The organism is Bradyrhizobium sp. CSA112 (assembly GCF_029051645.1).
Lineage (GTDB): Bacteria > Pseudomonadota > Alphaproteobacteria > Rhizobiales > Xanthobacteraceae > Bradyrhizobium.
This window is the reverse complement of record NZ_JAACFS010000036.1, coordinates 25984-50233: the sequence shown is the minus strand read 5'-3', so window position 1 is coordinate 50233 and position 24250 is coordinate 25984. Positions and strand designations below refer to the sequence as shown.

Below are 24250 nucleotides of genomic sequence, written 5' to 3'. Positions count from 1 at the left end.
TCTGGGTTCGTCCTTCGGACGCCCCGGAACGACACCGCTACTTCGTAATCTGATCCACTTCCGCCAGTTCCTCCGCGCTCAGTGTCCAGCCGATCGCGTTCACGTTCTGCTCGACCTGTTCGACGCGGGTGGCGCCGGCGATGACGCTCGATACCTGCGGGCGCGATGCCAGCCAGGAGAAGGCGAGTTCGAGCATGGTGTGGCCGCGGGCCTGTGCGAAGGCCTGGAGCTTTTCGACGATGTCTTCGTTGCGCGGCGTGGCGTAGCGGTCTTTCAGGGCAGGCGCCTTGGCGAAACGGGTGTCGGCGGGGGCCGCGGTGCCGCGCTGGTATTTGCCGGTCAGGAGGCCGCTCGCCAGCGGGAAGAACGGCAACAGGCCGAGCCTGTATTCCTGCGCGGCCGGCAACAGATCCCTTTCGATGCCGCGCACCACGAGGCTGTATTCGTCCTGGCAGGAGACGAAGCGGTTGACGTTCATCTGCCGCGCCATCATCTCGGCCTCGGCAATGCGCCAGGCCGGAAAATTCGAATTACCGATGTAGCGGACCTTGCCCTGGCGGACGAGGTCGTCCAGCGCGCGCAGCGTCTCTTCCATCGGCGTCAAGGGATCGTAATCATGCTGCTGGTAGAGATCGATGTAGTCGGTTTTCAGCCGCGTCAGGCTGGCCTCGACGGCGGACATGATGTAGCGGCGCGAGGCGCCCTGCTTGGTGCCGTCATTGCTCATGGGTTTGGCATATTTCGTCGCCAGCACGATGTCCTTGCGCCGATCGCCGAGCACGGTGCCAAGCACGGTCTCGGAGCCGCCCATGCCCGCATAGATGTCGGCGGTGTCGAACAGGGTGATGCCGAGGTCGATCGCCCTGTGGATCACCTTGCGCGAGGTTTCCAGATCGGTGCGCTGGCCGAAATTGTTGCAGCCGAGGCCAACGGCGGAAACGCGCAGGCCGGAGCCGCCGAGGTTGCGAATTTGCATGGATCGATCCTGTGGGATGGTCGCGGGAGGAGGCGCATTGTGGCCCGCGCCACTGCGCCCCGCAAGAAGCGGCACCTCCGGCGTTCGCGCTTGGCAGCTATGCGGCACAAAAAATGCGGCCCCGGCCAGACGCGGCGACTGACGGGGGCCGCTTGGGGCGCGTGATCTGAGACGGGGGGCCTGATCAGACGCAGGCGCAGCCTAGCCGCGCTTTGTTACGCCGCCGTGACGCGGGGACTTATCCACAGGCTCGATGTCGCCAGCCAACCCCCAGCTCTGACAATTCCGGCGCAATGAATTTTTGAATCTCAGGCGTCTCAAAAAGATTTCAAATAATACGCCCGGCGGGAGGCAAGGAGACAGGTTGTGCCGCCTATGCTAGGATGACCAAGGGTCGAAAAGCGCTTGGGGGGTCAAATGGTCTCCAGCTATCTCCGCCTTCTGGTCTGTGCGGTAGGTCTTTCGGCAAGTGGGGCGCAAGCCCAGCAGAGCAACGACGCAACAACGCTCTTCAACAACGTCAGAATATTCGACGGCAAGGGAACGTCGCTGTCAGAACCAACCAACGTGCTGGTTCGCGGCAATCTGATCGAAACAATTTCCCGAGCGCAGATCGCGGTCGACCGCCGCGCCGACACGCGCGTCATCGAAGGCGGCGGGCGCACGTTGATGCCGGGGCTGATCGACAATCATTGGCACGCGATGCTGGCGCGGGTGACGCCGGTGCAAGCGTTCGGTGATGTCGGCTTCAACAATCTCGTGGCCGGCGACGAAGCGACTGATACTCTGATGCGCGGCTTCACCACCGTTCGCGACGTGGGCGGGCCGGTGTTCGGTCTCAAGCGCGCCATCGACGAGGGCATCGTCAAAGGCCCGCGTATCTATCCGTCCGGCGCCATGATCACCGTTACGAGCGGCCATGGGGATTTTCGCCAGTTAACCGATCTGCCGCGGACGATCGGCGGCATGCTCACCCGCATGGAGCAGATCGGTGGCGCTATAGTTGCGGACAGCCCTGACGAGGTGCGCGTGCGCGCGCGCGAACAGCTCATGCAGGGCGCCTCCCAAGTCAAGTTGACGGCGGGCGGCGGGGTTTCGTCACCCTTCAGTCCGATCGACGTGACCACCTTCACCGAGGCCGAACTGCGCGCCGCGGTCGAGGCGGCCGAGAACTGGGGCACATACGTCACCGCGCATGCCTTTACGCCGAATGCGATCCGGGGGGCTATAGCAACTGGCGTGAAATGTATCGAACACGGCACCCTGATGGACGAAGCTAGCGCCAAGCTGATCGCCGAGAAGGGCGTTTGGCTCAGCCAGCAGCCGCTCCCCGACGCCTTGAGGCTGGGTTTTCCCGAGGGTTCAGTCCAGCGAGCCAAGGCGGATGAGGTCTGGCCCGGCATAGCCAAGTCCTACGAGTTGGCGAAGAAGTACAAGATTAAGACGGCGTGGGGCACCGACGTGCTGTTCTCCCGCGAGCTGGCGCAACAACAAGGGGCAATTCTGGCCTCGCTTACCCGTTGGTACACGCCCGCCGAAGCGCTGGTCATGGCGACGTCGACAAACGCCGAGCTGCTGGCGCTGTCGGGAAAGCGCAATCCCTATCCGGGAAAGCTCGGTGTCGTAGAGCAGGGCGCGCTCGCCGATCTGCTCCTTGTCGACGGCAATCCGCTGGAAGAGATCGGCCTTATTGCCGATCCTGCGAAGAACTTCAAGGTCATCATGAAGGACGGCGTGATCTACAAGAACACTCTCACCAGGTAAGAAATCTCCATCGATCCTTCGCTCGATCGAACGTCAGAACAGCTTGCGGTAAACGACGAAGCCGGAACGCTCCGCCACCTTGTCGTATAGCCGCATCGCGGTGTGGTTGGTCTCGTGCGTCTGCCAATAGACGCGGGAACATCCCGCGAGCTTCGCCTGCTCGTACACGCCGTTGATCAAGGCACGGCCGACGCCCTTGCCGCGCACCGCCGCGTGGGTGAAGAGGTCCTGCAGATAGCAGGTCGGCTCGATCGCGGTCGTAGAGCGGTGAAACAGGTAGTGCGTCAGGCCGAGCAGCTCGCCGCCGCTCTCGGCGACCAGCGCATGCACGGGCTCGTAGGCGTCGAAGAAACGCGCCCACGTCATCGCCGTGATCTCGGGCGCCAGCGCGGTCGGACCCGAGCGGCCGTAGAACACGTTGTAGCCCTCCCACAGCGGAAGCCATTGCGCATGGTCGGGGCGGGTGACGAAGCGGATGGTGAGGTCGCCGGACATTGCGCGTTTCCGTTTTGATGGGAGATGACGCGTCTGGGACGCGGAAGGATGTCTGTTCATTAGTACAGACGCACCTGGCAGCCATCAACTTCGCTGTGGCGCGCTTCTTCTCCCTCTCCCCGTTCTTCACGGGGTCGAGACAAGCGAAGCTTGCTCTTGGAGGGTCGGGGTGAGGGGCTTTCTCCGCGAGATTATCTCTATCGATAGACCTGTACCCCCTCACCCGGATTGCTTCGCAATCCGACCTCTCCCCGCAAGCGGGGCGAGGTTTGAGAGAGAGAGCCGCCGCTATTCTGCGGCGCCGAGGTGCCGGGCAAGGATGCGATAGTTGCCGCGTAGCGCGCGGTAATAGTCGGCGCTGGCCGGATCGTCGGTGTGGCGAACGAGATCGGTGACCGGCGTGTAGCTCAGCATGCGTCCGCCGTCGGGCAGCGCCGTGCAGATGAAGCGCAGCACCTGTCCGTCGGCGAGATCGATGTTGACCGGCGTGGAATCGCCGGTCCTTATCATCTCGGTGCGCTTGGCGATGAAGGCGCCCAGTTCGTCCTCCGGCAGTTGCCAGGCGCCGGTGTCGCGGCCGTGGTACATCAGCGCGATGAAGGGCGGCTTGCTGTCAGCCTGCTCGTCGGACAAAGCAAAATAGTCGCGGAAGGCGCGGTTGATGAATTCGGCGCGGGTATCGGAATCGAGCAGCACGATGCCGATATCGACCTGATCGAGCGCGGCCGACAGGCGTTCGGCCGTGGCATGATGCTTCTTCTCCCATGCGAACGCATCGACCCATTTCTGCCGTAGCAAGCCAGTGATGGCGCGGTGCCGGCGGCGGTGGCCGCCAGCAGCAGCATGCGCGCCAGGTCCGACATGTCGTAACCGGGCACGGCGCGGTGGTTGAGGAAGAACAGCGCGGAAGACGCTACCGCAATGACGGCACTGACCATCCCGGAGGCGATGCCGCCGATGGAGGCGGCAAAGGCGACGATGCAGACGAACAGCGGTGCGGGATTGGGGACGGGAACGACATGTCGATCGACGAGGAAGGCGATCAACGCCGTCGCTGTCGTAAGAGCCGGACCGGAGATTGCGTGCCAGTTTAACTGCATGCCCGTTCTCGCCACTTGCCGGGAATAAGACGCAAGCATGCCTGATTGTTGCGATTGTGCACGCCTTTCTGCCGCCAGTCTTAAGAAAGCGTTGCACAGATGCGGCGTGCTTTCGCATTTTTGAAATCAAATGATATTCGAAAGCCCGAGAAACCGGTTACGAAGCCCGCTGGTCAATCAATCCGCACGACATTTTGCAAGAGCACACCGATGCCCACTGTTTCCCCGACGCTGCTGCCGATCCTGATGCTGTTTGCCTCCAACGTCTTCATGACGTTTGCCTGGTACGGTCATCTGAAATTCAAGGAGAGCCCGCTGGCCCTGGTCGTGCTGGCGAGCTGGGGGATCGCCTTCGTCGAATACTGGTTGGCGGTGCCGGCCAACCGCTGGGGCAGCGCGGTGTACTCGGCGGCGCAGCTCAAGACCATGCAGGAGGTGATCACGCTGGTGGTGTTCGCCTGCTTCTCGGTGCTCTATCTGAAGGAGCCGCTGGCGTGGAATCACGCGCTCGGCTTTGCCTGCATCGCCTTTGGCGCGTTTCTGATCTTTCACAAATGGTGAGCGCTTTTGCGCAGATCATCGTCATTTCGCGGCCGGCGCCACCCGCAATACCCGTCCGTTCGAACTATCTGTGAGCAGCCACAGCGCGCCGTCCGGTCCCTGGCGGACGTCCCTGATACGCTCGTGCAGGTTTTGCAGCAGGCGTTCCTCCGAGGTGACGGCGTTTCCGTTCAGCGTCAGCCGCACCAGCATCGCGCTGCGCAATGCGCCGGTGAACAGGCTGCCGTTCCATTTCGGAAACAGTTTTCCGGTGTAGAAGGCCATGCCGGACGGCGCGATCGACGGCACCCAGTATTTCAGCGGCTGCTCCATGCCGTCCTTGGCCGTCGCGTTGTGGATCTTCGCGCCGGAGTAATCGATGCCGTAGCCGATCACCGGCCAGCCATAGTTCTTGCCCTTGCCGATCAAATTGACCTCGTCACCGCCGCGCGGGCCATGCTCGATTTCCCAGAGCTCGCCGGTGGTGGGATGGATCGCGAGCGACTGGGCGTTGCGATGGCCGTAGCTCCAGATCTCCGGTTTGGCGTCGGCGCGGCCGGCGAATGGATTGCCTGATGGCGCCGAACCGTCGGGCGCGATCCGGATCACCTTGCCGAGATGATTGCCGAGACTCTGCGCCTGATCGCGGTGGGCGAAGTGGTCGCCCAGCGTGACGAACAGATTGCCGTCGTCCGCCTGCACGATGCGGCAGCCGTAATGATTGCCCGATGACAACGGCCCCTGCTGGCGGAAGATGACCTTGACGTCGTCGAGCCGGCCCTTGCCGTCGTCGAGCTTGGCGCGCGCGATCGCGGTGCGTCCACCGCCCTCAGTCCGCTCGGCATAACAAAAATAGAGGGTCCTGTTCTGCGCGAAGGCTTTGTCGATGACGACATCGAGTAGGCCGCCCTGGCCCGACGCCCATACCTCGGGGACGCCCTTGAGCGGCGGCGAGACCTGTCCTTCCGCCGTGACGATGCGCATGCGGCCCGGACGCTCGGTCACCAGCATCGTTCCATCTGATAGAAACGCCAGCGCCCACGGATTGACAAGGCCCCTTGCGATGGTCCGAACCTCGAGTTCGCCCGCCGACGAGTCGAACGCCGGCTGTTCCCCGCGAGTGCCGGTGGCGATCAGGAACGAGACCGCAAGCAGGATCGCTGCCGTCAACGCGGCAGTCACAAGGCCGACAGGTGTTTTCATCCTGGTCGTCCAGTCGCGATGCTGATCATCGCGCGTTCGCTAATGATGCAAACAAAAAGCCGCAACCGTCACGGAATGGGCATCGCGACGGTGGCCTTGATCGACAGCACCGTCAAGGTGACCACGAGGCACAGCGACAGCGTGCCGATCGCGAGCGAGGTGGCGATCGCGCCTAGCAATCGGGAGGAAGCGATGGGCGCACGGCGGCTCTCGAAGCCGACTGTGCCAGGTGCCCGTGTCATGGCCTAAATCCTTGTAACGCGGGACGAATCACCCGCGACTCACCCGTCATCAGGAAAATCTTGCAATGATCACCGGCAATATTGCGGCGATGGGTGGCTGAAAATGGCGGAATAACGGCAAAGGTTAACGTTGTTCCCGCTATTGTTAACCTTTGGAGGCCTGCTCGCGCGAAAGTGAGATGTCGGCTGGCAGGCGCGGGCGGCGGTTATGCGCCGGCGGCGATGTCGGCCTGGTCGTCAATCTCGGCCTCCGGGCGCCAGTCCATGGTCACGAAACCAGGGGTCTGCTCGACCCGCCGCAGCCAGGCGCGGATGGCCGGGAAGGTTGCCAGATCGTAGTCGCAGCGGTCGGCGACGTGGGTGTAGCCGTACAGCGCGATATCGGCGACCGTCAGTTGCCCTGCGGCGAAATAGGCGTGGGTCTTGAGATGGTTTTCCATCACCTGCAGCGCGGCATAGCCGCGCTCCATCCAGTCCTCCAGCGCATGCGTCTGCAGGTCGCGGCCGCCCTTGACCAGCGACAGCCAGAAATAGGCGGCGCCGATATTGGGCTCGAGCGCGTGCTGTTCGAAGAACATCCATTGCAGCGCTTCGGCGCGCTCGACCCGTGACTCCGGGGCCAGCGAGGTGCCGCCGCAAACATACCAGAGGATGGCGTTGGACTCGGCGAGGTAGCGTCCCTCGGCGACTTCCAGCAGCGGCACCTGTCCGCTGGGATTTTTCTCCAGAAAATCCGGCGTGCGGCTTTCGCCTCTGAGAATGTCCACTTCGATTGCTTCATAGGGTGCGTTGAGCAGCGCCAGCGCAAGGCGAACCTTGTAGCTGTTGCCGGAGCGCTGCATCGAATAGAGCTTGTACATCGTCGTTGGGTTCACTCGGATCGAGGGGCGCGCGCTGCGGGCGAATTGCGGAAAGCTTTCGCGCCGCAACGCGGCTAAACAATGATGCCGATACGAATGTGTCGCAAGAGCTGCCGAATGGAAAAAGTCCAAAACCTCTACCGCACTGCACGCGCGCAGAATAATTCCATCAACACGGCGGAACAATAAAGATCACGCTTGCGCGACGCCGGGCGCATGGCTCACGCGGTCGAGCGCCGCACGTCGCAACACCACCCCAAAAAAGGCCAGCTCCACGAGCAGCGCGAGGGGGATGTAAGTGACGCCGGCGATACTGCGCGACAACAGCGGCACGATCCATGCCGCGGCGAGCAGGCTGATTTCGAAATCGCGAAAGCCGTGGCGCAAGCCATGCCGCACAAAGAATGCGATCGCGACCGCTAGCACCACGAGGTCATAGTCGAGCACGTAGGGCGTTGCGAGCAGGCAGCCCAACGCCAGCGCCGCGGCCTTGAGCTCGAAGGCGACGTCGCTGTGCCACAGCCACGCCAGGCTGGCGGCGAGTATGGCGAACAACGAGGCCTGCGCCGCATAGGCGGTCGGCACGTTCGCGCCGCATGCGCGGACCGCGGAGAAGATCGACTGGATCTTCTCCCAGCCGGTGCCACCCTGTTCGAGCACGACCGTCTGCGTGAAGTTCATGGAGTCGGCAAACGCCTGCCAGATGCCGCTGCCAAGCATGGCGAAGCTGATCGCAACTAGCGTGGCAACCGTAGCGGCAGCCGCGCCGACCGTGCGCCACCGTCCGCCCGCCAGGAGTGCAACCGGAATCAGAACGCCGAATTGCGGCTTGTAGGCCAGCAGCCCTATCAGCACGCCGGCAAGCCATGGCCGGCGATCGAGCCAGTGCAGGGCGCCGCCGAGCAGCGCCGCGGTGAGGAATCCGTTCTGGCCGTGGCCGACATTGACGAACACGGCCGGGAAGGCGGCCGCGACCAGCCAGTTTTCGTGACGCGGCAGGATGGCGCGGATCGCGGCGAGGTATGCGGCAAAACTCGCGACCAGCCAGAGCGCCAGGCCCCAGGCATAGGGAACGGCGGCGACGAGAACGGCCACCGCAAAGAAGAACGGCGGGTAGTGCCAGCCGTAGAACGGCACGTCGCGGCCGTCGAACACTGCCTTCTCCGCCGCATGCTGGAGCGCGGGCGCATAGGCGTCTGCAGCGCGGCCCTGCCAGGTCAGCGTGCCCGCGGCATAGACATTGGAAAAGTCGGTGCCGATCGGCTGGCCGTTGCTGCTGATGAGGCCATCGGAAACCGCGATCCATCCGGCAAACACCAGGACGAAGAGGCCGAGCAGGATAACGCTGTAGCCGCGCATGCGCGCCGCCGTCACCCATTCGCCGGATCGCAGCCCTTGCCAGATATGAGTCATTTCACCGCTGGATTTTTGCGAATATTGCGCCGTATTGCTCCGACCGTACCGAGCCGGCTTTAACGTTCCCTAAAGTTTGGCCCTAATCCGGCCAAGCTTCTTGCGATGCAGCGCGCAGCGTCTTAGGGTGCGCCGATCCCATCAGAAAGAGTCGTGCAATCCAGAGTTCACGACGTTTGCCAGGAGATGATGATGCCCTTCCTGTCTGCCTCGCTCGCCCGTGTGAAGCCGTCCGCGACGATCGCGGTCACGGATAAAGCGCGCGCGCTGAAAGCGGCGGGCCGCAACGTCATCGGCCTCGGCGCCGGCGAGCCGGATTTCGACACGCCCGCCAACATCAAGCTGGCGGCGATCCGCGCCATCGAGGCCGGCAAGACCAAGTACACCGACGTCGGCGGCATTCCCGAGCTGAAGGAAGCCATCATCAACAAGTTCCAGCGCGAGAATGGACTGACCTACAAGCCGAACCAGATCATCGTCGGCACCGGCGGCAAGCAGGTGCTCTACAACGCGCTGATGGCGACGCTTAACCCCGGCGACGAGGTCATCATCCCGGCGCCGTACTGGGTCAGCTATCCGGAAATGGTGGCGCTCGCCGGCGGCGAGCCGGTGCCGGTGGTGTGCCCGGCGTCGAGCGGCTTCAAGCTGCGGCCCGAAGATCTGGAAAAGGCGATCACGCCGAAGACCAAATGGATCATCCTGTGCTCGCCGTCGAACCCGACCGGCGCCGCCTACACGCGCAGCGAGTTGAAGGCGATCACCGACGTACTGGTGAAGCATCCGCATGTCTGGGTGATGACCGACGACATGTACGAGCACCTGGTCTATGACGACTTCCAGTTTGCAACGCCTGCGCAGGTCGAGCCGAAACTGTATGAGCGCACGCTGACGGTGAACGGCGTATCAAAAGCCTATTGCATGACCGGCTGGCGCATCGGTTATGCCGGCGGCCCGGCCGACCTGATCAAGGCGATGTCGACGATCCAGTCGCAGTCGACCTCGAACCCGTCGTCTATCGCGCAGTGGGCTTCGGTCGAAGCGCTGAACGGTCCGCAGGACTTCATCCCTGTGCACAACAAGGTGTTCAAGGAGCGACGCGACCTCGTGGTGTCGATGCTGAACCAGGCCAAGGGCATCGAATGCCCGAGGCCTGAGGGTGCATTCTACGTCTATCCGTCCTGCGCCGGCACCATCGGCAAGACCTCGCCATCAGGCAAGGTGATCGCCAATGACGAGGACTTCGTCACCGAGTTGCTCGAAAGCGAAGGCGTCGCCGTCGTGCAGGGTTCCGCGTTCGGGCTTGGACCGGCGTTCCGGATTTCCTACGCGACCAAAACCACCGACCTCGAAGACGCCTGCAAGCGCATTCAGCGCTTTTGTGGCAATTTGAGATAGAGCGTTTTCAAGCGAAGCCTGTCCCGCACTTGATGCGGGATGGCTTTTCGGTTCGCATCAAGAAAACGCGTCAGAAAAAGGGCTGTCAAATCACATCGCGCGTGACCTACAGCGCGATGTTTTGACGGCTTCTTGAGGAAGCGCCATGTTTTCGACACGGCGCTTCCATCCTGTCCGCTCCGCTGAATTTGTTCATCAACATGCGGAGACTGGGACACATGCGACTCCTGACATTGACACTCGCGACGCTTTCGCTGCTCGCGCCGATCGCAAGCGCTGACGCGGCGCCGGTGGTTCGCGCCGGCATCCTGCAATGCCAGGGTGGCCAGAATGTCGGGTTCGTGGTCGGCTCGGTGACGAGCCTCGAATGCGTGTTCCGCAGCGAAGGCCGCCGGCCTGAACCCTATATCGCCAAGGTGCAGCGCATCGGTCTCGATCTCGGCGTCACCGAGCAGACGCAGTTGTCCTGGGCGGTCAGTGCGCCGAACAGCCGGCTTGGGCGCGGCGAACTCGCCGGCAGCTATGGCGGCGTCGGCGCCAATGCATCGATCGGTGTCGGCGGCGGCGGCAACTTCCTGGTTGGCGGTCCCGCCAATGCCTACGCGCTGCAGCCGATCAGCGTGCAGGGACAGACCGGGCTGAACGTCACGGCCGGCATCGCCGGCCTCGAACTGCAGCCGTTCAACGGCTACGCTCCGCGACGGCACGTGCGCCGCCATCGTCACCGCGGCTGAGGATGACATGTTGAGGAAGAGGCCCGCGCGAGCGGGCCTTTTTTGTTGCTGTCATTCCGGGGCGGCGCGGAGCGACGAACTATGGTGCGCAACCTGAGAATCTCGAGATTCCGGGTTCGATGCTGCGCATCGCCCCGGAATGACGAGCGAAATGGAGACGGCTCGCCTTCAACTCCCGCCAATCTGGCACAGCCTGTGATGTTATGGCATAGAACGGCGAGCGCCGCGGGCACGGCCTTGTTATTGCTTCTCTGCTTGCATCACAGTTTTTCAGCCGGAGATTACTTCATGCGTCGTTTCTTCATCTTTGCCGCTGCCGCGCTCGCCCTGCTGGCTTTGTCGATCGGCGGCGCTGCCGCACAGCAGCAGCGCGTGCAGGTCGGCGTGCTGGAGTGCCGCGGCGGCGCCAGCGTCGGCTTCATCGTCGGTTCCGTCACCCATCTCGGCTGCGTGCTGCGCGCAGAAGGGATGCCGGAGGATCGCTATGTCGCCACCATCCGGAAAGTCGGGCTCGACCTCGGTATCACCCAGGAATCGGCGCTGGCCTGGGGCGTATTCGCGCCAGTGGCGCGGCTCGGGCCGGGTGATCTCTCCGGCGACTATGTCGGCGCCCAAGGCAGCGCGACATTCGGCGTTGGCGTCGGCGGCAACGTGCTGGTCGGCGGCTCCGCCAATTCGATCGCGTTGCAACCGCTGAGCCTGCAGGGCCAGGTTGGCGTCAGCATTGCTGCCGGATTGGAAAGCCTGGAACTGCGGCCGGGACGTTAATCGAGGCGGCTTCTTTCCGTCATTGCCTGCGACAAACGCGAAGCGTTTGCGCAAGGGAGCGAAGCGACGAAGCAATCCATCTATCCGCTCTGCCGCGAGATGGATTGCTTCGCTTCGCTCGCAATGACGGGTTAGGGGGACATCCGGGGCTTTATGGCTTGTCTGTTTCCGCGGATATCGTTGTGCTCACGCGGGCTGCTTGCTGGCTGCCCCCTCCGGCACCGGCTAACATAAATCATGAGTTCAAATCATCAGATTGCGTCCGGCCAAGCCAAGCTGGCTGTGAAAGTCGTCGGCCACGGCGACCCTATTGTCTTTCTGCACGCCGCGGTCTGCGATAGTCGCATGTGGCGCGCGCAACTGGATGCAGTCGGCGCAAGCAATAAGGCGATCGCGTATGACCGGCGGGGCTTTGGCGAGACTCGCGCGGAAAAGGAGGACTTTTCTGCAGTCGCAGATTTGCTGGCGGTGATTGACGCCGTCGGAAATGGCGCACCGACGATCCTTGTTGGGTGCTCTCAGGGTGGACGGGTCGCGCTCGACACCGCTCTTCTGCATCCATCCTATGTCCGCGCCCTCGTTCTCATTGCGCCCGCCGCGGGCGGCGCGCCTGAGCCGATCTATCCGCGTGAGATCGACGGCCTGATGGCCGGGCTTAAGGACGCCGAACAAGCCGGCGATCTGGATCGGGTGAACGCAATCAAGGCTCATCTTTGGCTTGACGGTCCACTACAGCCCGAGGGGCGTGTCACAGGTGAGGCGCGCCGGCTGTTCCTCGATATGAACGCCATTGCGCTACGGTCGCCGCCGACCGGGTCGAACCTCGATCTCGCGCCCACCTTCCATCGTCTCGGCGAGATATCGGCGCCGTCGCTCGTAATCTGGGGTGATCTCGATTTCCCGCACATTCAGGAACGATGCCGTCATATCGCAACGACGATGTCGAACGGGTCGGGCCATATATTGACCGGCGCTGCCCATCTGCCGAGCCTGGAGCGGCCAACTGAGATTACGGGCCTCCTCGCGGAGTTCATCGATGGCTGTTCCGAGCGTCGGGCATAGCAATCGGCGCGCAGGGCAGCGCCATGTTCGGTGTTGGCAGTCGGCGGCTACCCCAATTCGATCGCGCTGCGCTGCGCGTGCAGGGCAAGGTTGGCGTCAGCATTGCTGCCGGATTGGAAAGCCTGGAACTCCGGCCGGGGCGGTAGTCAAGTCTCCCCGTCGTTGCGAGCGAAGCGAAGCAATCCATAATCTCTCCGCGGAGATAGACTGGATTGCTTCGTCGCTGATGCTCCTCGCAATGACGACGAAGTTAACCGCTCGATTCCATCACATCGCAGCGCAGCGAATTTTTCCCGCTTGCCAAAATCAAGAGACAGGCGGAGCATCAGAAGTCGCCGACCCAATCACGGGCCGAGCTCCAAAAAAAGGGAGGCGGCAATGGGACAAGACGTCAGAAGTCCCCGCGGTCCACGGTGCATTGCGCTGGTGGGCCCTTTCCAGAGCGGGAAAACCACACTTTTGGAGGCGATATTGGCGCGAACGGGCGCCATTAAAAATGCCGGCAGCGTCGATGCAGGAACTTCCGTCGGCGATGCCAGCCCCGAAGCGCGCCATCACAAGATGGGCGTCGGCCTGACCGCCGCCACCACCACCTTCATGGGCGACAGCTATACCTTTATCGATTGTCCCGGCTCGATCGAGTTCGCGCATGACATGCGCGCCGCGTTGCCCGCGGTCGATGCCGCGGTCGTGGTCTGCGAGGCGGACGAAAAGAAACTGCCGCAACTGCAGATCATCCTGCGCGAGCTGGAGGATCTCGGCATTCCGCGTTTTCTGTTCTTGAACAAGATCGACCGCGCCAACAAGCGGATCCGCGAAACGCTGTCGACGCTGCAGCCGGCCTCGCGCGTGCCGCTGGTGCTGCGGCAGATTCCGATCTGGAACGGTGAGTTGATCGAAGGCTTCGTCGATCTCGCTCTGGAACGCGCCTTCGTCTATCGCGAGCACAAGCCGTCCGAAGTCATGGCATTGGAGGGCGGCAATCTCGACCGCGAGAAGGAAGCGCGCTTCTCGATGCTGGAAAAGCTCGCCGACCACGACGACGCGTTGATGGAGCAGTTGCTGGAGGACATCCAGCCGCCGCGCGACGCGGTGTTCGACGATCTCGCCCGCGAGTTGCGCGAAGGCCTGATCTGCCCGGTGCTGCTCGGCGCGGCCGCGCGCGAGAACGGCGTGTTGCGGCTGATGAAGGCGCTGCGGCATGAAGCGCCCGGCATTACCGAGACAGCGAAGCGCCTCGGCGCGTCGTCGCAAAAGGATGCGCTGGCGTACGTGTTCAAGACGCTGCATCTGCAGCACGGCGGCAAGCTGTCGCTGGTGCGGCTGCTTGCCGGCCATCTCGATGATGGCGCGACGCTGCAATCCTCCTCCGGCGAGGCCGGGCGTGTTTCCGGCATTCTCGCAGTCAACGGCGCGCACGATACCAAGCGGGCCGCGGCGGAGCCCGGCGACACCGTCGCACTCGGCAAGCTCGATGCGATCAAGACCGGCGACACGCTGTCGAGCGGCAAGACCGCGCCGCAGGCGCTGGCAGCGATTACGCCGGCGCCGCCGGTGCTAGCGATGTCGCTCGCGGCGACCGATCGCAAGGACGACGTCAAGCTCGGCCAGGCGCTGCTGCGCCTGAACGAGGAGGACCCGTCGCTGACGATGATCCAGAATCAGCGCACCCACGACATCGTGCTGTGGGGGCAGGGCGAGATGCATCTGCGCGTCGCGCTCGAGCGCCTGCGCGACCGCTTCGGCGTCAATGTCAAATCGCAGCCGCCGGCGATCGGTTATCAGGAGACCATCCGCAAACCGATCACCCAGCGCGGCCGCCACAAGAAGCAATCCGGCGGCCACGGCCAGTTCGGCGACGTGGTGCTGGAAATCAAGCCGATGCCGCGCGGCTCGGGCTTCGAGTTCCACGAAAAGGTGGTCGGCGGCGCGGTGCCGAAAAATTATATCGGCGCGGTTGAAGAGGGCGTGGTCGACGGCCTCGCTAAGGGGCCGCTCGGTTTTCCCGTCATCGATGTTGAGGTCACGCTTATCGACGGCTCCTATCACAGCGTCGACTCGTCCGATCTCGCGTTCCGCACCGCGGCCCGTATCGGCATGACCGAGGCGCTGCCGCAGTGTCAGCCGGTGCTGCTGGAGCCGATCCACATGGTGGAGATCGTCTGCCCGACCGAGGCGACGGCGAAGATCAACGCCATCCTGTCGGCGCGGCGCGGCCAGATCCTGGGCTTCGATACCCGTGAGAACTGGCCGGGATGGGACTGCGTGCGCGCCACCATGCCGGAGGCGGAGATCGGCGACCTGATCGTGGAATTGCGCTCAGCCACCGCCGGCGCCGGGAGTTTCACGCGGACGTTCGACCGCATGGCCGAGGTCACCGGCCGCGCCGCCGATCAGATCATAGCTGCGCATCGCGTTGCGGCGTAGCTCCCCGCAGGATTGCCGCGGCTTGACCAGCCGCGGTAGCCTGCGTTCGGCTTGACACAGCACAGCAGAAGATAAATTGATCGTCGTGGCCGGGTTTATCCCGGCCATCGACGTCTTTGGGAGATTTCTGCCGTGACCAAGCCCCGCGCCGCCTGCCTGATCGGATGGCCGGCCGCGCATTCGCGCTCGCCCTTGATCCATCATTACTGGCTGCGCACGCTCGGCATCGAGGGCGGCTATGTGATCGAGGCGGTGCCGCCCGACGAGTTCAAGGATTTCGTCTTCCGGCTGTCGCTCCGCGGCTTCGTCGGCGCCAACGTCACCATTCCGCACAAGGAGCGGGCGCTTGCGTTGTCGAAGCCGGACGACCGCGCCCGCGCGGTCGGCGCGGCCAATACGCTGTGGTTCGCCGATGGCGAGCTGTGCTCGACCAACACCGACGTGGAAGGTTTTATCAACAATCTCGATGCCTGCGCTGATGGTTGGGACAAGTGCGACGAAGCGCTGGTGCTGGGCGCCGGCGGCTCATCGCGCGCCGTACTGTTTGGGTTACTCGACCGCGGCATCAAGCGGGTGCATCTCGCCAACCGCACCATCGAGCGGGCCCACGCGCTGGTGGATCAGTTCGGCACGAGCATTGTTCCCGTAGCATGGGACGCGGTCAGTGATCTTCTGCCGCGCGTAGGCCTGCTGGTGAATACGACATCGCTCGGCATGCGCGGCCAGCCGCCGCTTGAGCTCGATGTCGGACGGCTGCCGTCACACGCCGTCGTCGCCGACCTCGTGTACGTGCCGCTCGACACGCCATTGCTGGTGGCATCACGCGCGCGCGGGCTCAAGACCGCCGATGGACTCGGCATGCTGCTGCACCAGGCGGTGCGCGGCTTCGAATTGTGGTTCGGACGGCGCCCGGAAGTGACGCCGGAACTTCGCGCGCTCGTCGAGGCCGATCTCACAAATACATGATCGAGTGATCGCGGAGACTTGAGCCGGAATTTTTTTGAAAGGCCGGGGTCAATGGCTACGTCAGAGCCGCCATTGGAGATACCCGCATGTCCATCCGTCACTATCAGCTCGTTCGCTCGCTTGCCGCCGTCGCGATGGTCGCCGGCTCCACGCTCTACGCAATTGCCCAGCAGCCGCCCACGCCGACGCGCGTTCGCGGCACCATCGAAGCCGTCGATGGCGACGTGCTCGCCGTCAAGTCGCGTAGCGGTGAGGACGTCAAGCTGCATATGACCGGCGATGTCAACGTGGTGGGGATCAGCAAAATCTCGCTGTCCGACGTCAAGGTCGGTTCCTTCATCGGCACCACCACGGTGCCGGGACCGGACGGCAGCCAGAACGCTGTTGAGGTGCATGTGTTTCCGGAAGCCATGCGCGGCACCGGCGAGGGTTCGCGGCCCTATGATCTGCGTCCCAACTCCACGATGACCAACGCCACGGTGGCGGAGTCCGTGGTCGGCAATGACGGTCACACCCTGATGGTCAAATACCGGGGCGGGGAGAAGAAAGTCGTGGTCTCCCCGGAGACGCCTGTTGTGACCTACGTTCCCGCCGGCAAGTCCGACCTCAAGCTCGGCGCCAAGGTGATCGCCTTCATGAAGAAATTGCCGGACGGTACGCTCGAGACCAATCGCGTCAGCGTCGGCCGGGATGGGCTGACTCCGCCGATGTGACGCGAAGCGTCATTCCGGGATGGTCCGAAGGACCAGACCCGGAATCTCGAGATTCCGGGTTCGCGCTTGGCGCGCCCCGGAATGACGAAACCTCAGGACGGCATCGCGGCGTCATCGCTATGGAATACCCCCTCCCGTGCGGTGTTTGCGTTGAGTTGGGCGCCAAAACACCTCGGGAGGAACACCATGCTGAAATCGTCTTCATGGCCGCGCATGCTCGCGGCCTCGCTGGGCCTTGTCGCTCTGTTTGCAACGGACGCCTCGGCGCAGCAGCCGCCGACGGTCCGCATTCGCGGCACCATCGAAGCGGTCGACGGGCCTATGCTGTCGATCAAGTCGCGCGAGGGCACCGACATGAAAGTCCGCGTCACCGACAATGTCGCGGTGTTCGGCGTGGCCAAGACCGAACTGTCGGAAATCAAGGAAGGCTCCTATATCGGCGTTACCGGGATGCCGGAGCCGGACGGCACCCAAAAGGCGGTCGCGGTGCATATCTTCCCCGAGAACCAGCGCGGCGCGGCCGAAGGTTTCCGGCCCTGGGACCAGCGCCCGAACTCGACCATGACCAACGCCACCGTCGCCCAGACGGTGAAGGGCACCGATGGCCAGAACATTCTGGTGAAATACAAGGACGGTGAGAAGAAAGTTGTGGTGCCGGAGGGTACGCCGGTCGTTACCTTCGTCGCCGGTGACAAGTCCGAACTGAAACCCGGCGCGAAGATCATCATCTTCGGCGCAGTGAAGAAGGACGACGGCACGCTGGAAGCGGCTCGCGTCAATGTCGGCCGCGACGGGATTACACCGCCGATGTGATCGGAAGAGCCTCTCTTCTTCCTTCTCCCCTTGTGGGAGAAGGTGGATCGCTGACGCGAAGCGGCAGCGAGACGGATGAGGGGTCTGTCTCCGCGGAGAGAACCCCTCATCCGGCACGGACTTCGTCCGCGCCACCTTCTCCCACAAGGGGAGAAGGAAGAAGGGAACCCCGCTTGTCCGGGACGACGGAGAGCGAGGGTTAAACCGCCAACACGTTGTCGTCGATCTCGGCAATCGTGTTCACGCCGCACAATCCCATGGTGGTCAGCATTTCCTTGGCGAGGATGTCGAGCGCCTTGGCGACGCCGGCCTCTCCGCCGGCGCCCAGGCCATAGGTATAGGCGCGGCCGATCATGCAGGATTTGGCGCCGAGCGCGAGCGCGCGCACCACGTCCATGCCGGTGCGGATGCCGCCGTCGAACATGATCTCCACCTGCGAGCCGACGGAATCGACGATCTCCGGCAGCACCTCGATCGAGGACGGCGCGCCGTCGAGCTGGCGGCCGCCATGGTTGGAGACCACGATCGCCTGGGCGCCGGTCTTGGCAGCGAGCTCGGCATCCTCGACATCGAGAATGCCTTTCAGGATCAATTTGCCCGGCCAGATGCTGCGGATCCAGTCGATGTCCTTCCAGTTCAGCGAGGTGTCGAACTGCGAGGCGGTCCATTCCGACAGTTTGGTGAGGTCCTCGGTGCCTTTGACGTGGCCGACGATGTTGCCGAAGCTGCGGCGCTTGCCGCGTAGCACGCCGGCGACCCATGACGGCTTGCTGGCAAAGTCGATCAGCTTCGCCAGCGACCATTCCGGCGGCACCGTCATGCCGTTCTTGATGTCCTGGTGGCGCTGCCCGATCACCTGCAGGTCGACGGTCAGCACCAGCGCCGAGCATTTTGCCGCGATCGCGCGCTCGATCAGCGCCTTGATGAAGCCGCGGTCCTTCATCACGTAGAGCTGGAACCAGAACGGCTTGTCGACGCTAGCTGCGATATCCTCTATCGAGCAGATCGACATCGTGCTTTGTGTGAAGGGAATGCCGGCCGCCTGGGCCGCGCGGCAGGCGTGGATCTCGCCGTCGCCATGCTGCATGCCGAGCAGGCCGACCGGCGCCAGGATCAGCGGCATCGCGGCCGGCTCGCCGAGGATCGTGGTGGAGAGATTGCGCTTGGAAACGTCGACCAGGATGCGCTGGCGGAACTTGATCTGCTGAAGATCCTCTGAATTGGCGCGCAGCGTGTCCTCGGTGTAGGAGCCGCGGTCGGCATAGTCGAAGAAGGCCTTGGGAACGCGCCGCTTGTGCAACTGGCGCAAATCTTCGATGCAGGTGATATGCTTCATGGAGGTCCCGGCCCCTTCTTGAATTTCCTGGCGATGTCGTCATCTAGCATGGTTGGATGGCCGGCCAAATCGCATCTCTTGGGCGCCATTCCGACAGGGAGGACATCCCATGACGGGACCGCGCAGAGCTGCCCCTGACGATGCCGGCTCGGCCGTTTCAGAGGAAAAGCGCCGGCTCGACGACGCCCTCGAGGAGGGGCTGGAAGAGACCTTTCCGGCGTCCGACCCCGTCAATGTCATCCAGCCGCCGCCCTCGAAGGGGGACCGCCACGTCAAGCGCGGGAACTAGGCACTTAGGGCGCGCGCCCTCTTTTCCTTGGAAAATGCCATTTATAACAAACAGTTACATGCCGATCGCGGTCGCTTTTGGCCGTAATGATTCATCATATTTTTTGAAGCCATTTTAGCGGCCGAGGGATTATAACCGCTGCACGATACGATGGTGGCGTTCGGGGAGTCGTGGCCTTGGTGGCCTGAAGAAGACCTGGAACGGCTGGGGGTCACATGAGTCGCAAATATTTCGGTACCGACGGAATTCGGGGCCGCGCCAATGGCTTGATTACGCCTGAGCTCGCGCTCAAGGTGGGACAGGCGGCCGGGCTGGTGTTTCATCGCGGCGACCACCGTCACCGCGTCGTTATCGGCAAGGACACCCGCCTCTCCGGCTACATGATCGAATACGCCATGGTGGCCGGCTTTACTTCCGTCGGCATGGACGTGCTGCTGCTCGGCCCGATGCCGACGCCGGCGGTTGCGATGCTAACGAAGTCGATGCGCGCCGACCTCGGCGTGATGATCTCCGCCTCGCACAATCTGTTCGAGGACAACGGCATCAAGCTGTTCGGCCCGCAAGGCTTCAAGCTTTCCGACGACGTCGAGAAACAGATCGAGCAACTGCTCGACGAGCCGATCGACCGCCGCCTTGCGCAGAGCGCCAGCCTCGGGCGCGCCCGCCGTATCGACGGCGTCCATGACCGCTACATCGAATTCGCCAAGCGCACGCTGCCGCGCGAGCTCTCGCTTGACGGCCTGCGTGTCGTGATCGATTGCGCGCACGGCGCGGCCTACAAGGTTGTGCCGGAAGCGCTGTGGGAACTGGGCGCCGACGTCATTGCGATCGGCGTCGAACCTGATGGATTCAACATCAACAAGGAATGCGGCTCGACCTCGCCGGAAGCGCTCGCCAAGAAGGTGCGCGAAATGCGCGCCGATATCGGCATCGCGCTCGACGGCGACGCCGATCGCGTCATTCTGGTCGATGAGCGCGGCCATGTGGTCGACGGCGACCAGTTGCTCGCTGTGATCGCGCAAAGCTGGAAGGAAGACGGCCGTCTCGCCAAGCCCGGCATAGTCGCCACCGTAATGTCGAACCTCGGGCTCGAGCGCTTCCTCGAAGGACAGGGTCTCGGCATGGTGCGCACGCCGGTCGGCGACCGCTACGTGCTCGAGCAGATGCTGACGCAGGGCTACAATCTCGGCGGCGAGCCCTCGGGCCATATCATCCTCTCCGACTACGCCACGACAGGCGACGGCTTCGTTGCCGCGTTGCAGGTGCTGGCGGTGGTGCAAAAGCTTCGCCGTCCGGTGTCGGAGGTCTGTCACCGTTTCGATCCGCTGCCGCAGATTCTGAAGAACGTGCGCTACCGCTCAGGCAAGCCGCTCGACCATGCCGAGGTGAAATCGGCGATCCTGGACGGCGAGAGCCGCCTCAACGGCCACGGCCGGCTGCTGGTCCGTTCGTCCGGCACCGAGCCTGTGATCCGCGTGATGGGTGAGGGCGACGACCGCGTCCTGGTCGAGGACGTCGTCGATCAGATCGTCAACGCGCTCGGCCACGCTGCGGCGGCATAAGCTAGCTTTATCCAGACAGTGCGGAAGCGTTGATCGGCGGTGCGTGGTAACGCATCGCAGCCATAAGCTATTGATGCTGGTCGCGACGATGGCCCGGTCGTAGAACGCGAGACATTGCCTGTCCGCGATTCTTTTTCGGAAACTGCGCCCTTGAACAAGCCCGTCATCGTCTCAGAGGAAACGTCGACCGCGCCGGTCGTCGTGCAGGATGCGGCGCCGGGCCTCGCCGCCAGGGCGGCCGTAGCAGGGCCGGCCTATGTCGTGCTGGCCGGCATCAGCTTCTCGCATTTCCTCAACGACACCATGCAGTCGCTGATCGCGTCGGTCTATCCGATCTTGAAGGATGCTTACGCGCTCGACTATGCGCAGATCGGCATGATCACGCTGGCGTTCCAGTTCACCGCGTCACTGCTGCAGCCATTGGTCGGGCATTTCACCGACAAGAAGGCACAACCGTTTTCGCTTGCGATCGGCATGGGATTCACCTTCTTCGGTTTGCTGCTCCTGAGCGTTGCGCATCTCTACCCGATCATCTTGATCGCCGCGGCGCTGGTCGGGCTTGGCTCGGCGGTGTTCCATCCGGAGTCGGCACGGATCGCGCGCCTTGCCTCGGGCGGCCGCTACGGTTTCGCGCAATCGGTGTTTCAGCTCGGCGGCAGTTTCGGCACGTCGATGGGGCCGGTGCTGGCGGCCCTGATCGTGGTGCCGTTCGGCCAACCCTCGATCGCCTGGTTTTCATCGATCGCGTTTCTGGCGATGGTGATCCTGTGGCGGATCGGCGTCTGGTACAAGCCGCAGATCACGACGAAGAAATCGGCTGCGGTGGAGCGTCATCGGGACCTGCCGGATTCCCGGCGCGTCAGAATAGCGCTCGTGGTGCTGGTCGCGCTGCTGTTTTCAAAACAGCTCTACGTGTCGAGCTTGTCGAGCTATTACATCTTCTATCTGATCGACAAGTTTCAGGTGTCGACACAGGCGGCTCAGCTCTACCTCTTCCTGTTTCTCGCCGCCAATGCGGCGGGCGCTTTCTTCGGCGGCCCGCTCGGCGATCGCTTCGGACGCAAATACGTCATCTGGTTCTCGATCCTGGGCGCGTTGCCGTTTACACTGGCGCTGCCCTATGCCGGCCTGATCGGAAGTGCCGTGCTGACAATATTCATCGGACTGATCATTTCCTCGGCGACGTCGTCGATCATCGTATTCGCACAAGAGCTGATGCCGCACCGCTTCGGAATGATCTCAGGCGTGTTCTTCGGCGTCGCATTCGGCATCGGCGGACTTGGCGCCGCGGTGCTCGGCAAGCTCGCCGATCACGCTGGCATTGGCTTCGTCTATCACCTCTGCGCGTTTTTACCTGCGCTCGGTCTGCTCGCGGTGTTCCTGCCGAAGATGCCAATGCACGCGCGCTGAGCGCGCGCCGAGTTTCTGTGGGGTAGGGATGCGTCGACCACGTCAACAAAATCTTAATGGCGCGGTGGCGAGCGGATTTCTCTCAATACATCGTTAGGACGTGTGGCGGTTTCGCCGTTTCTCGTGTTTGCAAAATGCACTCGCGTCCGCAAAACCGCGCGAGGAAAAAGTCAGAGATTGTCAACCTTAATAATTAGGGTTAAGCGCCGCTTAAGCATTTAATGCCATCGTCCGCCCCGTGAGTTTTTGAAGTGGGGCCTTTGTATTCAGCCTCACCGGACAAAGGACGAAGCCAATGCGTAGCGTTAAGTCTTTCATTGCCGCCGGTGCGGCCACTTTGTTGTCCCAGGCGGCGCTTGCTGCCGACATGGCGATTGCGCCTCCTCCAGCATATGCACCGGTCGTGGTCGAGGATTTCGGCGGCTGGTATCTGCGCGGCGACATCGGCTTCAGCAATCAGAGAGTGAAGGACGTTCACTATGGCCGTGAATCCGCCTACTCGCAGCTCACCTCGTTCGAACAGCAGTCCGCATTTGACGCTGCTGGCATCTTTGGTCTCGGTGTCGGGTACCGGGTCAACAACTGGTTTCGGGCTGACCTGACCGGGCAGTATCGTGGCAACGCCAATTTTAAGGCGACCGACCGTTTCACCGGAACTGCCGCGGGCGTCCCTTATAATGGGATCGACAACTACGGTGGCAGCAAGTCCGAGTGGCTGGTGATGGCCAATGCCTATGTTGATCTCGGCACCTGGTGGTGTATCACCCCGTTCATCGGCGCCGGCGTTGGAGGCGCGCGCGTGACGATCTCGAATTTTACGGATACGGGAACGAACGACCTGCCATTCACAACGACGAGTTTTGCGAGCGCGCCGGCCGGCTCGAAGTGGAATTTCGCGTGGGCAGCCCACGCTGGTCTTGCTTATCAGGTCAATCCGAATCTCGTGCTCGAACTTGCCTACAGCTATGTCAATTTGGGCGAAGGACAGACCGGCGTCCTCTCGGACTTCACCGGGGCGACCACCAACAATGTTTTCAAGTTCAAGGACATTACCTCTCATGACCTGAAGCTCGGCGTGCGCTGGGATCTGACCAGCCCGCAGGTCTACGCACCGCCGCCGCTGATCCGCAAAGGTTAATCGCGGCTTCCATTCGTTAACGGTTGCGAGACGGCGCGGGGCATCTCCCGCGCCGTTTGCTTTTTGCGCATCGCGACGCAAGGCTGTGATCGCACGAAAATGTTCAGCGATTTTCCGACAAGATCGTGCCTAATCGGTGCACGCGACAACGATTGGTTAAGGTTAACAGGCGATGATCAACGCAAGTTCAGAGTGTCCGATGGAGCGTTGCGATGCGTCGATTGTTGCTGGTGGCTGTGATGTGCGGAGCGGCGAATGTCGCCCAAGCGGCTGATATGCCGGACCTGCCGTTTCTCCGCGGCAGCTTCTCCGACGGGCTGAGCACCAGCACAGTGAACTGGCAAGGCGGCTACATCGGTGGACATGCCGCCTATGGCACTTCCAACATGAATTTTGCGAGTTCGACGAGGACCATCGCGGCGCGCCTGTTGGACGGCACGGAGATGGAGCAAGTCCAGCGAATATCCGAGTGGCCGATCATGGGAAAAGTTTCGGCCCACGGAGAGGGGTTCGGCGGATTCGTCGGCTACAATTTCCAGTGGACCGACGTTGTCGTAGGCGTTGAACTGAATTACACGCACGGCAAGTTCGGCGGCTCGCAGACCGGCAGCATGTCGCGGATCTTCACGCTTCCCTCCGGGTACACAGATAGCGTCACCTATCAAGGGACTGCGCGAATGAATATTTCCGACATGGGAACGCTTCGCGTCCGCGGCGGCTATGCGTATGGCTCGTTCCTCCCTTATATGTTTGCCGGCATCGCGCTCGGGCAGGCCGATATCATTCGCACCGCCCGTGTTTTCGGAACTCAGGTCAATCCGGCCGCCGCGCCGGTATTCCAGAACATACCATTCGATGTCAGCGCAACCGACGCCCAGTATAGCCATTTGATCTACGGCTATTCGTTCGGCATCGGTACCGAAGTGATGCTGATATCGGGCCTGTTCCTGCGCGCGGAATGGGAATACGTGCGCTTTGCCTCTTCGGTTGACACCAGCATCAACACGGTGCGCGCCGGCCTCGGCTACAAGTTCTGATCTCGCC

The 24250-nt window shown here is 62.8% G+C and carries 22 protein-coding genes and 1 pseudogene; 15 read left to right on the top strand and 8 right to left on the bottom strand.

From position 1 onward, the window contains the following. Positions 1-37: 37 nt before the first annotated feature. Entirely contained in the window at positions 38-976 is a 939-nt protein-coding gene (locus GWE18_RS34635) for an aldo/keto reductase (protein ID WP_275190163.1), read from the bottom strand. Between the two features lie 417 nt (positions 977-1393). Here GWE18_RS34635 and GWE18_RS34630 point away from each other — a divergent pair, with 417 nt between their 5' ends. Next, positions 1394-2740, top strand: coding sequence for an amidohydrolase family protein (locus GWE18_RS34630; protein ID WP_275190162.1), 1347 nt, complete (start codon positions 1394-1396; stop codon positions 2738-2740). Positions 2741-2773: 33 nt separating this feature from the next. Here the strand turns inward: GWE18_RS34630 and GWE18_RS34625 are convergent, their stop codons facing one another. Together GWE18_RS34625 and GWE18_RS34620 are read right to left on the bottom strand one after the other, a co-directional pair. After that, positions 2774-3235, bottom strand: coding sequence for a GNAT family N-acetyltransferase (locus tag GWE18_RS34625; protein ID WP_275190161.1), 462 nt, complete (start codon positions 3233-3235; stop codon positions 2774-2776). Between the two features lie 288 nt (positions 3236-3523). Further along, positions 3524-4335: pseudogene (locus GWE18_RS34620) on the bottom strand (PAS-domain containing protein). 210 nt (positions 4336-4545) lie between these two features. Here GWE18_RS34620 and GWE18_RS34615 point away from each other — a divergent pair. After that, entirely contained in the window at positions 4546-4896 is a 351-nt protein-coding gene (locus GWE18_RS34615) for a DMT family protein (protein ID WP_275190160.1), read from the top strand. Positions 4897-4917: 21 nt separating this feature from the next. Here GWE18_RS34615 and GWE18_RS34610 read toward each other — a convergent pair whose 3' ends face one another. From GWE18_RS34610 to GWE18_RS34595, 4 genes are all read right to left on the bottom strand, one after another. Continuing rightward, positions 4918-6078 carry a PQQ-dependent sugar dehydrogenase gene (locus tag GWE18_RS34610; RefSeq protein WP_275190159.1) on the bottom strand — a complete coding sequence of 387 codons (1161 nt, stop codon included), beginning with the start codon at positions 6076-6078 and terminating at the stop codon, positions 4918-4920. A gap of 68 nt (positions 6079-6146) precedes the next feature. After that, on the bottom strand, positions 6147-6320 hold the full coding sequence (locus tag GWE18_RS34605) for a hypothetical protein (RefSeq protein WP_275190157.1): 174 nt from the start codon (positions 6318-6320) through the stop codon (positions 6147-6149). Positions 6321-6526: 206 nt separating this feature from the next. After that, positions 6527-7180 (bottom strand): glutathione S-transferase family protein, encoded by a 654-nt coding sequence (locus tag GWE18_RS34600; RefSeq protein ID WP_275190156.1) that lies wholly within the window; start codon positions 7178-7180, stop codon positions 6527-6529. 192 nt (positions 7181-7372) lie between these two features. Continuing rightward, the gene (locus GWE18_RS34595) at positions 7373-8593 is read right to left on the bottom strand and encodes a glycosyltransferase family 87 protein (RefSeq protein WP_275190155.1); all 1221 of its coding nucleotides are present in this window, start codon (positions 8591-8593) and stop codon (positions 7373-7375) included. 192 nt (positions 8594-8785) lie between these two features. On the opposite strand from GWE18_RS34595, the gene GWE18_RS34590 reads away from it, so the two are divergent. The 8 genes from GWE18_RS34590 (at position 8786) to GWE18_RS34555 (ending at position 17471) form a co-directional block, all read left to right on the top strand. After that, positions 8786-9988, top strand: coding sequence for a pyridoxal phosphate-dependent aminotransferase (locus GWE18_RS34590; RefSeq protein ID WP_275190154.1), 1203 nt, complete (start codon positions 8786-8788; stop codon positions 9986-9988). A gap of 218 nt (positions 9989-10206) precedes the next feature. Beyond that, complete coding sequence (locus GWE18_RS34585) at positions 10207-10722, top strand: DUF992 domain-containing protein (RefSeq protein WP_275190153.1); 516 nt, start codon at positions 10207-10209, stop codon at positions 10720-10722. Between the two features lie 288 nt (positions 10723-11010). After that, entirely contained in the window at positions 11011-11490 is a 480-nt protein-coding gene (locus GWE18_RS34580) for a DUF992 domain-containing protein (protein ID WP_275190152.1), read from the top strand. A 237-nt stretch (positions 11491-11727) separates the two neighbouring features. Further along, positions 11728-12552 (top strand): alpha/beta hydrolase, encoded by an 825-nt coding sequence (locus GWE18_RS34575; protein ID WP_275190151.1) that lies wholly within the window; start codon positions 11728-11730, stop codon positions 12550-12552. A 378-nt stretch (positions 12553-12930) separates the two neighbouring features. Then, the gene (locus GWE18_RS34570; RefSeq protein WP_275190149.1) at positions 12931-14979 is read left to right on the top strand and encodes an elongation factor G; all 2049 of its coding nucleotides are present in this window, start codon (positions 12931-12933) and stop codon (positions 14977-14979) included. Positions 14980-15111: 132 nt separating this feature from the next. After that, on the top strand, positions 15112-15945 hold the full coding sequence (locus tag GWE18_RS34565) for a shikimate dehydrogenase (RefSeq protein WP_275190148.1): 834 nt from the start codon (positions 15112-15114) through the stop codon (positions 15943-15945). Between the two features lie 134 nt (positions 15946-16079). Then, on the top strand, positions 16080-16658 hold the full coding sequence (locus GWE18_RS34560; protein ID WP_275190196.1) for a hypothetical protein: 579 nt from the start codon (positions 16080-16082) through the stop codon (positions 16656-16658). A 186-nt stretch (positions 16659-16844) separates the two neighbouring features. Next, on the top strand, positions 16845-17471 hold the full coding sequence (locus tag GWE18_RS34555; RefSeq protein ID WP_275190147.1) for a hypothetical protein: 627 nt from the start codon (positions 16845-16847) through the stop codon (positions 17469-17471). Between the two features lie 199 nt (positions 17472-17670). On the opposite strand, the gene GWE18_RS34550 is transcribed toward GWE18_RS34555, so the two are convergent. After that, a complete protein-coding gene (locus GWE18_RS34550; RefSeq protein WP_275190146.1) occupies positions 17671-18807 on the bottom strand; it encodes an alpha-hydroxy acid oxidase in 1137 nt (378 codons plus the stop codon). 109 nt (positions 18808-18916) lie between these two features. Between GWE18_RS34550 and GWE18_RS34545 the strand changes: the two genes are divergently transcribed. The 5 genes from GWE18_RS34545 to GWE18_RS34525 all read left to right on the top strand — a co-directional run bounded on the left by GWE18_RS34545 (position 18917) and on the right by GWE18_RS34525 (position 24243). After that, the gene (locus tag GWE18_RS34545; RefSeq protein ID WP_275190145.1) at positions 18917-19096 is read left to right on the top strand and encodes a hypothetical protein; all 180 of its coding nucleotides are present in this window, start codon (positions 18917-18919) and stop codon (positions 19094-19096) included. A gap of 215 nt (positions 19097-19311) precedes the next feature. Beyond that, on the top strand, positions 19312-20658 hold the full coding sequence (glmM, locus tag GWE18_RS34540; RefSeq protein ID WP_275190143.1) for a phosphoglucosamine mutase: 1347 nt from the start codon (positions 19312-19314) through the stop codon (positions 20656-20658). 150 nt (positions 20659-20808) lie between these two features. Next, on the top strand, positions 20809-22068 hold the full coding sequence (locus GWE18_RS34535) for an MFS transporter (protein WP_275190142.1): 1260 nt from the start codon (positions 20809-20811) through the stop codon (positions 22066-22068). 295 nt (positions 22069-22363) lie between these two features. After that, positions 22364-23206, top strand: a complete 843-nt coding sequence (locus GWE18_RS34530; protein WP_275190141.1) for an outer membrane beta-barrel protein — start codon at positions 22364-22366, stop codon at positions 23204-23206. 212 nt (positions 23207-23418) lie between these two features. After that, the gene (locus GWE18_RS34525) at positions 23419-24243 is read left to right on the top strand and encodes an outer membrane beta-barrel protein (protein WP_275190140.1); all 825 of its coding nucleotides are present in this window, start codon (positions 23419-23421) and stop codon (positions 24241-24243) included. Positions 24244-24250: the final 7 nt, after the last annotated feature.

Bases quoted from the DNA above. Each gene is read 5' to 3' on its own strand.
- GWE18_RS34610 (WP_275190159.1), bottom strand. From the start codon at position 6,078: ATGAAAACACCTGTCGGCCTTGTGACTGCCGCGTTGACGGCAGCGATC.
- GWE18_RS34590 (WP_275190154.1), top strand. From the start codon at position 8,786: ATGCCCTTCCTGTCTGCCTCGCTCGCCCGTGTGAAGCCGTCCGCGACG.
- GWE18_RS34585 (WP_275190153.1), top strand. From the start codon at position 10,207: ATGCGACTCCTGACATTGACACTCGCGACGCTTTCGCTGCTCGCGCCG.
- GWE18_RS34630 (WP_275190162.1), top strand. From the start codon at position 1,394: ATGGTCTCCAGCTATCTCCGCCTTCTGGTCTGTGCGGTAGGTCTTTCG.
- GWE18_RS34580 (WP_275190152.1), top strand. From the start codon at position 11,011: ATGCGTCGTTTCTTCATCTTTGCCGCTGCCGCGCTCGCCCTGCTGGCT.
- GWE18_RS34545 (WP_275190145.1), top strand. From the start codon at position 18,917: ATGACGGGACCGCGCAGAGCTGCCCCTGACGATGCCGGCTCGGCCGTT.
- GWE18_RS34635 (WP_275190163.1), bottom strand. From the start codon at position 976: ATGCAAATTCGCAACCTCGGCGGCTCCGGCCTGCGCGTTTCCGCCGTT.
- GWE18_RS34600 (WP_275190156.1), bottom strand. From the start codon at position 7,180: ATGTACAAGCTCTATTCGATGCAGCGCTCCGGCAACAGCTACAAGGTT.
- GWE18_RS34625 (WP_275190161.1), bottom strand. From the start codon at position 3,235: ATGTCCGGCGACCTCACCATCCGCTTCGTCACCCGCCCCGACCATGCG.
- GWE18_RS34605 (WP_275190157.1), bottom strand. From the start codon at position 6,320: ATGACACGGGCACCTGGCACAGTCGGCTTCGAGAGCCGCCGTGCGCCC.
- GWE18_RS34550 (WP_275190146.1), bottom strand. From the start codon at position 18,807: ATGAAGCATATCACCTGCATCGAAGATTTGCGCCAGTTGCACAAGCGG.
- GWE18_RS34525 (WP_275190140.1), top strand. From the start codon at position 23,419: ATGCGTCGATTGTTGCTGGTGGCTGTGATGTGCGGAGCGGCGAATGTC.
- GWE18_RS34530 (WP_275190141.1), top strand. From the start codon at position 22,364: ATGCGTAGCGTTAAGTCTTTCATTGCCGCCGGTGCGGCCACTTTGTTG.
- GWE18_RS34615 (WP_275190160.1), top strand. From the start codon at position 4,546: ATGCCCACTGTTTCCCCGACGCTGCTGCCGATCCTGATGCTGTTTGCC.
- GWE18_RS34575 (WP_275190151.1), top strand. From the start codon at position 11,728: ATGAGTTCAAATCATCAGATTGCGTCCGGCCAAGCCAAGCTGGCTGTG.
- glmM (WP_275190143.1), top strand. From the start codon at position 19,312: ATGAGTCGCAAATATTTCGGTACCGACGGAATTCGGGGCCGCGCCAAT.
- GWE18_RS34570 (WP_275190149.1), top strand. From the start codon at position 12,931: ATGGGACAAGACGTCAGAAGTCCCCGCGGTCCACGGTGCATTGCGCTG.
- GWE18_RS34595 (WP_275190155.1), bottom strand. From the start codon at position 8,593: ATGACTCATATCTGGCAAGGGCTGCGATCCGGCGAATGGGTGACGGCG.
- GWE18_RS34555 (WP_275190147.1), top strand. From the start codon at position 16,845: ATGCTGAAATCGTCTTCATGGCCGCGCATGCTCGCGGCCTCGCTGGGC.
- GWE18_RS34560 (WP_275190196.1), top strand. From the start codon at position 16,080: ATGGTCGCCGGCTCCACGCTCTACGCAATTGCCCAGCAGCCGCCCACG.